Annotated in this window: 6 protein-coding genes; 1 reads left to right on the top strand and 5 read right to left on the bottom strand. The window is 41.1% G+C overall.

Going from position 1 to position 11,775, the window contains the following annotated elements; all coding sequences use genetic code 11:
• The 3 genes from BBG47_RS25680 to BBG47_RS25670 all read right to left on the bottom strand — a co-directional run.
• The coding region (locus BBG47_RS25680; protein WP_083189611.1) for an RHS repeat protein at positions 1 to 3,640 on the bottom strand (3,640 nt) is incomplete at its 3' end.
• An 80-nt stretch (positions 3,641 to 3,720) separates the two neighbouring features.
• Positions 3,721 to 5,358, bottom strand: a complete 1,638-nt coding sequence (locus tag BBG47_RS25675) for a hypothetical protein (RefSeq protein WP_065294107.1) — start codon at positions 5,356 to 5,358, stop codon at positions 3,721 to 3,723.
• 226 nt (positions 5,359 to 5,584) lie between these two features.
• Entirely contained in the window at positions 5,585 to 6,895 is a 1,311-nt protein-coding gene (locus BBG47_RS25670; protein ID WP_065294106.1) for a hypothetical protein, read from the bottom strand.
• A gap of 181 nt (positions 6,896 to 7,076) precedes the next feature.
• On the opposite strand from BBG47_RS25670, the gene BBG47_RS25665 reads away from it, so the two are divergent.
• Positions 7,077 to 8,627, top strand: a complete 1,551-nt coding sequence (locus BBG47_RS25665) for an NBR1-Ig-like domain-containing protein (RefSeq protein WP_065294105.1) — start codon at positions 7,077 to 7,079, stop codon at positions 8,625 to 8,627.
• Positions 8,628 to 8,758: 131 nt separating this feature from the next.
• On the opposite strand, the gene BBG47_RS25660 is transcribed toward BBG47_RS25665, so the two are convergent.
• Together BBG47_RS25660 and BBG47_RS25655 are read right to left on the bottom strand one after the other, a co-directional pair.
• A complete protein-coding gene (locus BBG47_RS25660) occupies positions 8,759 to 10,690 on the bottom strand; it encodes an RHS repeat domain-containing protein (protein WP_065294104.1) in 1,932 nt (643 codons plus the stop codon).
• 229 nt (positions 10,691 to 10,919) lie between these two features.
• A partial coding sequence (locus tag BBG47_RS25655) for a LamG domain-containing protein (RefSeq protein ID WP_139070769.1) occupies positions 10,920 to 11,775 on the bottom strand: 856 nt, incomplete at its 5' end.

The raw sequence follows: 11,775 nt of genomic DNA, 5'->3' as shown, positions 1-11,775 counted from the left end.
TATCATAGGTATAGCTGTAGTTTCCAAACAGCGCCTCTCCTTGCTTCTGTTGGATGCCAGCTAGATTGTAACCGTCATAATTGTATACTTCACTGAGTCCATTCGATGCACCTAGATTAGCAAGTTTCTTCGATTGCTGATTATAATCATACGTAAATTCGGATAACGTCGCGCCATTGCCAAGCGCTCGCAACTTCGTCGGAACACCAACCTCATAGAGATAATCGATATTAGAGGTCATAGCAAAGTTCGGTGCTTTAATGGTTTGCTCCGTTCTTAATTGACGTTTTTCGTAATCAAAACTCAGCTCAGTTTGATCTGGATATTGAATCGATTTCAGTTCACCTGTTGGAAAATATCCATACGTTGTCGTCCCTGTTCCATCGGTCATCGACAATCGTTTGCCTGAGGCATCGTAGCTGTACGATATTGTTTCGTCAGCAGCTTTGGCTTCTGTCAGCAAATCAAGATGATTATATACAAAGGTTTGAGACTGCCCGTTCTTATCAATCGTTCGGGAGACGTTACTATTTGCATCATAGTACACTTTCTTGCTTTGCTTGTTCGGATCGGTCTGCTGGATCAATCGTCCTATCTCGTCATACCGTTTCTGCACTGTGTTGCCGTCTGGATATTTGACTTCGACCATATTTCCGGACAGATCATATTGATAACGGGTTGTCTTGCCTTCGCTATCCGTTACAGCAAGCAATCTTCCTAGGACATCATACTCATACTTGGTCACATTCTGATTCGCGTCTGTGGAACTCGTGACATTCCCCGCATAATCATAAACGTAACGCGCCAACACCACATTTCCAGATGGCTTGATCTCTTCCTTCACTGTCACTCTGCCTAGAATATCGTGCGTTTCTTTAATCGGGTTATTTGTGCCATCCATCGTAATCTTGGTATTGGCGCCGTCATCATACTGATAACGCGTAGCAGCAAAATACCCCGGTTGTTCAGCTATGACACGTCCCCAGGCATCATATTCATATTCGGTAGCCGAACCGTTGAAGTCTCCCTTAGAAATCAAATCGCCATATTCGTTGTAACGATGCTCTGCCGTCCCTCGCCCATTCGTTTCCTTGATTAATCGTCCGAAAGGATCAAAGAATCGCTCCGTTTGTTGTCCGGCCGCATCCGTGACTACAATATGGTTGTTCTCGTCGTCATATTTAATCTTAGTTTGCGACTTGTCAGCATAAGTTACCGCAGTTACACGATTCAAATCATCATACGTATAGGTTATATCCTCTTTTCCATCCAAATATTGATACAGCATGCCAGTCTCGGGAATATATCTGGCCTCTGTCGTCAACTCTCCGGACGCGCCATCCGCATCCGTCACCGTTACCGATTGCTTATTCGGGAACATATAGTTATAGATTTCATTGAATTCCTGCCGAATGACGGTATCCTTCGCGTTATCGCCTTTGATTTGAATTGTCGTCGGATTGCCATGCACGTCGCGCTCATAGCGAACTTGATTCAATAACCGTCCCTGACCGTCTTGCAGCGTAGCCTGCTGAAGACCACCATGCTCGGTTTCATATTCATACTTAGCGATCAGGTTGGACTGAGGCCCAACAGGCGTAGTCATTTTAGTTAATTTTCGAGCCTGGGCTTGAGGGATATACTCATATTCATAATAACTGGTTCCTTGAAGCGGTTTAGTCTCCTCAATGATATTTCCGTATTCATCATATTTATAACTTGTCGTTCTCGTAGAAGATCCCGAAGCTCCGTAATTGGTTTCCGAAATGCTAAGGGGCTTGGAATGCATCAATTCCCTTTTCGAATTTTTATTATATTCGTAGGTAACAGTCTTGCGTTCGTTGCTTCCTTTTGCTGTCGTTTCGCTTCTATTATGATAAAGAATCGGCGGATCTAGCGGAAACGTATAGTAGCTCCCTTCATTTAGGTCTTCATATCTTTCTCTATAACTAACATTATAGTTATGATTAGTGATGGTACGGCCATCATCCACGCTAACATCATAGGTAACATTTCCGAATATCTTTCCAAAATCTTTTGGAAAAGTAACGGTTTGCCGATCAGAGACGACGGTAGCGCCTGTATTCGTGCTATACAGTAGTTTGCGTTCATTATATATGACCTGGTATTCTATCGCGTAAAAACCTAGTTTACGGAGTACGGTTGAACTAGTGAACTTAGACTGTGCTTTGGTCGGATGCTCAATCATCCCCAGCGTTACCCAATCGGTTTTTCCCCAATAGAACATTTGTTCGTTGAAATTTTCCTCTTTGTTAAACACACTGTATGTCGGAACAATGTTGGATGGCATATATCGACGAATATCGTAATAATAAGTTGTTTCTCGGTCAACCGGATCGATAACCTTTTTTAATACATATTCATCATTAAAATTAAAAGATATCTTTTCTTTGATATATTTAACAACTTGATCCTTTGTTTGATTCGTCGCAGGATCTGTATAATATACCCTTGCTTCTACATCATTACCGTTGTCTCGAATGGAGAGAACATTGTATTTTGAACTTTTCTTCCCCTCTTTGGTAGAAGCAACAACCATAATTAGTTTCATGCCTCTATGGTAAAAGTCGAGAATGTTATCATATTCGTCTTTTATCTGCAGAAGCAGGCCGCCTTCGTCAAAATAGTAATCCAATCCCTGCTTGTAATCGGTAAGAACATATCTAGCATCTTTCGGCTCGTCAGACCCTTTCGATTCGCCGTAATGCGGGCCAAAACTCAAATCTCTAAAGGGATACCCCACCAGATCATATCCGTCTATCGCAAATGTTCCACGCTGGGGCAGATAAAGGAATTTTTGATCCTCAGCTACTTTAAGATAAGGAATATCCCACATCCACCCTTTCCCCAGCGAAGAACGATAATCTTCTTCCGACTTGCGGGGCAACTGTTTATGACTTTCCTCATTGTAATAAATATCATCTTTACCGCGCGAACTATCGTACACACGACGCAATTCGAAGTTCAAACCATTCGGTCCTGGAAGAATAAGATCAGTTTGCTCTACATGCAGAGAACCGTCGACTGTCGAAATGTTCTCGCCAACGCTCCCGACTGAATACGGTGCGTGATCGAACTTCAGCTCTTTTTGCTTCAATGCAAAGCTATCATAGTTCGAAGAAGAAGACAGGGATCGCTTGGAGCGACGAAATTTGGGAATCTCATACACAGAGTCTGTAACGCTTGGTTTCTTAACATTCCCGTCACTCTCCACTTTCGACAAATGATCATACACACTTGTCGTTACCGTAGCCGTATTATACACGCTTGTCGTTACTGCAATCTGTTGCGCAACACCAGGATACAAGCGGTTCATATACTGCTCGTACGATCCTCCGCGCTGCTTCTCCAGCAGCCCCTCATAGATATGGTGCAGCAGGTATCCTTTGGATATTTCACCGTAAACCCAGTCACCATCAACTTGAAATTTCTCAGCTACTGAGGAAATTGTAATAATATCTTGCGGATCTAGATCCTTAGGCTGTTGGCTGTACACTGCATCCGTAACTGAAAGATTAGACAGCTCAGCATCGGATGACATCACTTCTTGTGCAGAAGTAAGTGGTATGCTCGTAAACGCTAAAATAAATGTTAAAATTAGTGATATGTACTTTTTCACGCTTTTTCTCCTGTTCAATTAAGTATTTTGCTTATATGTATCAAAAAACACCTCAATTAGATGAATAGAGATTACATCATTCATTTTCTCTTTTCACGCCTAATTAAGTTGCCATTTGCATCATAGTAATGATAAATGATTCTACCGTCTGGATATGTTATCGTTTCCATCTTGTTGCCGGCATCGTATGAATATATCGTCGCATGTGCTTCAGTATCATAATGGATGGATATCGTCCAATTCGTACTATCGCATTGATTAGTACCGTTCGCATTTATTACAAAATATAAAACTCCGCCTGCGCTTATCGGCAGTACAATATCATGATCCACTCCAGCATCATTGTTGTAATCCAGCTTCGCCTGCCAAACGGGAGTGAGCCCGTTTAAAATGGTTGCTTTGACACCATCGCCACATGCTGTATTACTTTTGGCTGCATGTCCGCTCACACGCACCGAGCCTGACTTTGGAGCCACCCATTTTCGGACAGAATCAGACTTATCAGGATGCAGCATATTATGTGTAATGATCGAAAAGGGATGTTTTCCTCTCCACTGTTTTTCGTTAAAGTCCCATTTCATATCCTCATATTTGGAGTCTTCAAATTCTTGATAATACCAATTCGACTGCCCTTGTGCCGGACTAAATCCAGAAACGGATGAGTAAGTTAGATCAGCATTTGGTACCATATAAGTGATATGCGGATCCCATGATGTACCGTCACAATCCGCATTTTCATTCGAAGCTACTAGAAAACGCAACTTATCATCTGCATGAACAGTCACATCATGTTGGACTTGGATACCTTCTGCATCATCGAATCGAATAAGCGACGACCATATGACTTTGTTGTTTTTCTGGATGGATGCAATAATTCCATTTCCGCACTTCGTGTTCCCTTTGGCCACCTTTCCCGAAATTCGTATCAGTCCGGATTTCGGAACATTCCAAGTTCGTACAGAGCTTAGATCGGTTGGATGATGAAAAGAACGACCTATGAGCGAATATTGATTCCTCCCCTTCCACACCTCTTCCTTCCCATCCCAATTCAGAAAGGAAAAAGCCCCCTCCTTACCCTCTTCATAATACCAATTGTTTTGACCTTGAACGGAGCTAAATCCTTCAGAGGCAGAATAGGCTAATGAAGTGTTCGCGTCTAGATACGTGATGCTTGGATCCCAATAGGTACCGTCACAATAATTGTTCTGTTCTCCCTTATTCACGATAAAGTAAAGTGCTTCACCAGAGTTAATGTGCGTCTCGTAGTTTGTCGTTACTCCGTCGATGTCGTTATACTCGATATGGGTCGTCCAAAGTAATCTCGTATTTTTCCGAATCTCTACTCTTACCCCGTCCCCACATCCAGGATTACTCTTAGCAACGCGTCCATTTATTCGAATCAAACCACTCTTGGGAGCTACCCATTTCCTTACAACATCTGTTTCATCTGGATGATGAATATTTGCTGCAATCATCGTAAAAGGATGACTCCCCCTCCATAGTCGTTCAGATTCATTCCACTCCAAATCAACATACTGTTTCCCATTCCATTCCTGATAAAACCATTGATTCTCCCCTTGAATGGAACTGTAGTCTTTACTAGATACATATGTATTTTTGTCTTGTTGAGCAAATATGCTGTTCTCGCTATAAATAAAAATAAGAATGAAGAATGCAAGTATTACCGTAATTTTGATAAATGCTTCTTTTGATCGCAAAATAATCCTGAACCCTCCTTTTTTATATAATTAATACTTGATTCTAAAGGAATCTAAAAGGACTATAATACTAATTTTCATATGCTCACGGATTCATATAGTAGCATTATTTTTCCTACTGCACACTTATTATTTGTTAGCATTTATTTGTAAATAATGGAGGTTTGATGACTCTATAATCATTATATCAACAACTCACGATATATTTTAGCAGTATATGATGTAACTATTCTTTCACTATCTTTCTCTGTACCTGATTGCCATTGGCGTCATACTCTATTTCAACAATCTTTCCATTTGGATAGATGATTCGCTTTACTTCATTACTTTGATTATATTCATAGCGGATAAAATTAAGATTTCCTTCACTGTTCAGCAGATGTAGCTTTGTGTGATCTATGTCCAAATAAGCCCCAACTTCTCCACCCACCGCAAACCGGATACGAATGGATGCAACATTCGGCTGAACAACAAACCGAGTATAATGTGCTTTCCAATTCCAAGCTCCATTTCCATATACGTTATGAATTTCCCCTACGTTATTCCCTTGTGCGTCTGCTTGGATAATACTTACTGAAGCTTGTCCTTCAGGCAAATAATATCTTAAGTAGGAACTAAATTCATAAGCTGATCCTCCAAGAACAGGAATAGGATCCGATAAAGCATACATAAAAGATTCCTTGTCGTCTAATCCATTGAATAATCGATAATGATATTTCCCATCTACAGGTTCATATGGGGCTATTGTAGCAAATGGATTCGTGCTGGTACCGTTCCTCCATACTGTCTCCCAAAAATCAGGTAAATTGTTAGAATTCTCGTCTTTCTCAAATCCCTCGTTCATATCAAGCTGAGTTAACTCGACCTTATCAACATCCAAATAAGCACCGACTTCGCCACCAACTCCAAAACGGATGCGGATAGACTTGGTGTCTGGATTTAGAATAAAGCTAGTGTTCTTTTCATTCCATTTCCATCCGCCGTTATTGTAGGTGTAATGAATTTCCCCATTGTTATTCCCTTGTGCGTCTCCTTGGATAATACTCATCTCAGCTCGTCCCACAGGCAAAGTATATCTTAGAAATGCTTTAATTGTATAAGCTGATCCACCCGTAACAGGAATCTGATCAGATAGCACATACTGATAAGATTGTGCATCGTCGTCCCCATTGTATAACCTATAATGAAGTTTACCCTGTACTGGTTCGTATGGAGCTAATACTGCGTAAGAATTCGAACTTTCCCCGTTTCGCCAAACAACTTCCCAAAAATCAGGCAACTGATTATGGTTGGAATCCCTCTCGAAATCACCATTTATGTCAACCATATTAGAATATGAACTACTGTTTACCTGATTAGCAACAGTCCCCAAAGCCATTGCAACTTTTGTACTTTCATACGTACCTCGTTCAAAGTTTTCTTGATTTACAAGCACTTTCTCTGTGAGACTAGCACTAGCGGTGCTTGAAATCAGAAAGGAACTTAACATTATCGTCACTATACCCATTAAATAACTTTTTTTAAAAGCTAATTTCACAACATTTCCCCCTTCTCTTTCCGAAGTATTTAGTATATAGTCTATAAGGCCTATTTAACAGTTATTATTTCCCACAATAGAAAAAGAAAATGGAACGCATTCGACTCGACTCTTTCCAATAGTCATATTAAAATTTACAATGAATTTACTTACTAACTATATAGGGGGTTCTAATGTTCTGATGATTAAAGTGTCTAAAATGGTTATCGCTTTTCTCTTATTATTTGCTTGTCTTATTCCAAATGCGATGGCGGACAATGGACAGAGGCGTTTGTTGAGTAATACGTTCGAAAGCCACGATAATGATAGCCTTGGAATGGTAACAGCATATAGTGCCAATGTCGGAGGTTATTATTCAACAATTCCTCCTGAGGCCTCTACTGTGAATGGCGAACTGGGGATCCAGCCTCATAGTGGAGTTGGATATTACCGCGTCGCTGGTCAAGACAAGAGCAATTCGGAGAACAGCTTCATTTACTTCAAGCTATATACGAATTTGAACTTAAGTATCCACGAAGGAATGAAATTATCCTATTGGGTCTATCACTACCAGTATACACAAAGTAAAAGAATGGCGATTGATCTCGTGTTCGAAGATGGGTCTACTTTGCGAGATAGCGGCATTACAGATACAAGAGGGCAGCGAATGCACCCTGCATATCGGAATGATCCATTAAATCAGTGGGTTCAAGTCGAGGTCGATTTATCTCCACACACAGGAAAAACAATTAAGGAAGTACTTGTCGCCTATGACGACCACGAGGCTTCGGAGACCGGGTATTTCAGAAGCTACTTTGACGATCTCAGCATCGCACCTTCCCAAGATTTAAGCGCCCAGATCGTCTCGAATACCATTCCAGATTCGATGCTACCAGGCTCTACGCATGAGGTATCGGTTACGGTCAAAAATACAGGAAAAAGAGAATGGTCGGAAGCAACCGCCGTTCGCCTCGGAGCCGTTGACGATAGTGATCCATTTGCCATTGGCAGACACGTCATTCCTAACGGTGGCACCGTAAAATACGGTGATACCGTGACGTTTACCTTCAATATGGTCGCTCCGGCATATGAAGGAGTATTGATCACCGACTGGCGAATGGTTCAGGATGGTGTCGCATGGTTTGGCGATATGATTAAAAAGGAAGTCAAAGTAGCTCATATCCCTAAGCCCTCTATTGCAAATCATTATTATACATATAACTCGGCAAATCAGCTGCTAGATGCACTGCATACAGATTACCGAATCGAATATGTCTATGACATCAATGGGAACATGCTTAAAAAAATGAAAACAAATAACCTGCTTCCGAACGCAAGCTTCGAGCAGGGAACTTATTTCTGGAATTTCAGCCCGACTATGGCCATCTCAGCACATTTGTCGCATGAAGGCTCACATAGCATTCGCTTTTATTCGGATACGCCCATACGTGGTACTTCAAGCGACAGCTACTTCATTCCGGTTAAACCAGATACGGAGTACGAGCTGCGAGCTAACATTTACAACAACTTGAAGCAGGGTAGCTTCTATGTGGACACCTATGAATTCGACAATCAAAACATCGGTGTATATGATGGTGATGCAGTATTGGTTCCTCAGCAAGGACAATGGGGACAAGCTTCTGTTAAGATTCGCACGAAGCCGAATACGACGAAAATAATTGTACGAGTTGTTGCCGATTCGGGCGCTGTAGGAGAGGCTTTTGCCGATTCGATTTCGCTTATAAAGAAGTAGTGTCTATCGATTCTACTAAATAAAATTACATTTAAGTCACGACAGCAAAGAAGGCCCATGAGTTTATGAGCCTTCTTTGTTCCTATAATTTAGTTGTTCTGCACATCAAGTACACTGGAGTCCATATCCCATTATTCCATATCTATAACCCTTAATATATTTCCGTTCTTATCGTAACGATAGTATTTGTTCCTGCCATTAGCCCCGATCCACTGCATCAAGCGACCATTTTTATCATACACGTATTCATCCAAAACCCTTGTTTTGTTTACTTTAATGCTTTTCAATTCAACAGGATGTTTTCCATACCAGTAAACTCTGAATTCCAGTGCGTGCCCCGGATGTTCATTTCTGAATTGAACATTTAAATCTTGAAAATGATTGATAATAAACTGCTCTTGATATACATCCTTCTGCTGAATAATCTCTCCTGTATCAGCATCGTATATGTCAAGCCTTACGACAGGATCTTTGCTATCACTGCTATTCTTTAATTTCATCGACCAAGTGCTTATCCATGTCCCGATTTCCATACCTTTTTCATAGGGCCCGAAACTCATATATCCTGATTGATCCTGTTGAGGCTCCACAACCCATGCATTCTCAATAAGCTTTCCTGTTCTATGCCCCATTGCCGGATCAGACATATTCCACACTTTCCCGAATGAACTTGGATACGTTCCCTTCATTTGAAGGTTCCTCATTTTGATAAATGCATTGCCATACCAATAGGTTCGGAACTCCAATCGGTGACTCGGGTTTACTTGGACGAATCTCAAATTAAAACTTTTATTTTCATACGGACGCTCAAATTCTTGCCGTCCGATCTCACGGAAGGATAGGATCTCATCGGCATCAACATCAAACACCTCTAGACGAACTACTTTTGCGTTATCTGCCGAATGATTGTCGATCATTAATGGCCAATTGATTTCCCATGTTCCTACAGGTACATCCTTCACGTAGGGTCCAAAAGTCAGAAATCCTTCGCTGTCTTGCTGCGTATTCGCTGACCAGCCCTCTTCATCTAATCTACCAGTTCCGTGCCCAATCACAGGCTCTGATAAACTCCATGTTTTCTTATAGACTATATTTGTAGATTTGCCTATGGATATATCTTTGGCCGTAACCTTGGCTACCCCGTACCAGTAAATCCGGAACTCTAATCGGCAATCCGTTGATATATTGTCAAATGGAATTTCGAAATACTGCGTTACATTAGAATAGAGGAATTGCTGCCTCGTCACTTCCCGTGACGATAAAATCTCATCTGCATCGGGATCATAGACTTCCAAGCGAACTATTTTCGCATTATCCGCAGAGTTGTTATCGATTATCAATGGGAAGCTTACCTTCCATGCTCCTAGCGGGAGATTCTTCACATAAGGTCCAAAGCTTAAAAAACCTTCCTTATCCTGCTGCATATTGGCTGACCAACCCTCTCCATCTGCTCTGCCAATTCTGTGACCGAGTGCAGGATCGGACATCTTCCATGATTTTATAAAATCCAATTTTGCTGCTTGATGGACAGCCACATGATTCACTTGAAGTGTGGTTTCTCCATACCAGAAAACCCTAAGTTCCAATCGTTGTTTTGGTTTTGTTTTCATAAACTTCAAGTAAAAATCCTGATAGCCATGAGATTTAGAAAATTGATAGCCTGTAAGCTCTTGAAAAGCCAATACCTCATTAGAATCAGGATCATAAACTTCCAACCGAGCAATTTTAGAGGAAGCATTTATACTACTGGACACCTTCATAGACCACGTTGCAGTCCATTCTCCTATATCGAGATCATCTACATAAGGTCCAAAAACTAAAAATCCGGGCTTATCTTCTGGAGGTATGGCTATCCAATCATCTCCTTGTGCTTTACCCGTACGATGTCCGATATTCGGAGAAAGCATTCCCCATTTTCTAACCTTATCACTCGTTGAACCTAACTCAATATTTAGTTTAGAAGACTCTTTGGCATCTGCTGAATGCTGTATTAGCGAAGCCAGCGCGACCAACAAACAAATACAAACAATACATTTTACACTCAAGTGAATATGACGTAGCATTAATAATTACCATCCTTGTTTGTATTTAATTAAACTTCTACTCAACTCTATATGGCGGCCAAGATAATAAAAGAGCCATCTTCCTATTAGATTATCGGACTAGCTGCCTAAGTAAGAATCGGAGAATTACGTAAAAAACAGTATACAAAGAATACATGCTCCAACCATTAATATGTAATCAAGTTTTGGGGCGCGCTATTCCCTGAAGATGCTGTCATTTATTTTAGGATTAAGAATGAGCTTTCCAATGCTCAACCAACCCAGATTCCTTGCCTGAAATCACCTTATATATGTTAGCCTGCACTTCAGATTGTAAAAGCCTATAGTTCCAAATTCTCATCTCACCAAGCTTACCAGCAAATCGGTATAGGCTCTTATCGCTGTTTCCTGATATGAACGCCGATGGAGTTGCCGCAACTGAATACGTCGTCTTCCCCTTAACTGCTGTTATGTTCTGCTTTACGCCATTGATATACAATTCATTATCTGTCGCATTTGGCACTCCGTTATAGAAGGTCGCAGCTACATGCACCCACTTGTCCTTCAACTGAGCTGAAGGTATACCAATGATATTGCCCTCGCCCGTATTAAAACCAAAATATCCGTCTGCAATCCAGAGCGAATAGTTCGTATTCCACGAAAACGGCATCACAGAATTGGTTCCGTCCCATTTCATCCAGAACTCTACTGTATTTTTGGCCCCCGCCGCTTGATCTACCTTAATATTTTGTAAAGAGACTTGGTTGGTACTCGTAAAATGAAGAGCTGTATCTGGCTTAAATCCATCATCCAATTTCCAATACCCTGCCAGTCCCACTTCTGTTCCTGTAAATACCTTATACAAATTAGCATGTATTTGATCTTGGGTAAGTGGATAATTCCATACTCTCATTTCGCCAAGCATACCGCCAAATCGATACCAGCTAGCATGTTCGGTTCCTGATATAAACGCCGATGAGGTTGCCGCAACCGTATATGTTGTCTTTCCTTTAACTTCTGTTATATTCTGCTTTACGCCATTAATATACAATTCATTATCTGTCGTATTAGGTACTCCGTTATAGAAGATTGCTGCAACATGCACC

The organism is Paenibacillus sp. KS1 (genome assembly GCF_001680695.1).
In the GTDB taxonomy this organism is placed as follows: domain Bacteria; phylum Bacillota; class Bacilli; order Paenibacillales; family Paenibacillaceae; genus Paenibacillus_B; species Paenibacillus_B suaedae.
The sequence above is the reverse complement of the archived record's forward strand: the minus strand, read 5'-3'. Positions and strand labels throughout refer to the sequence as shown.

Excerpts from the sequence above, each read along its gene's own strand:
- BBG47_RS25665 (WP_065294105.1), top strand. The coding sequence starts at position 7,077 with ATGATTAAAGTGTCTAAAATGGTTATCGCTTTTCTCTTATTATTTGCT.
- BBG47_RS25660 (WP_065294104.1), bottom strand. The coding sequence starts at position 10,690 with ATGCTACGTCATATTCACTTGAGTGTAAAATGTATTGTTTGTATTTGT.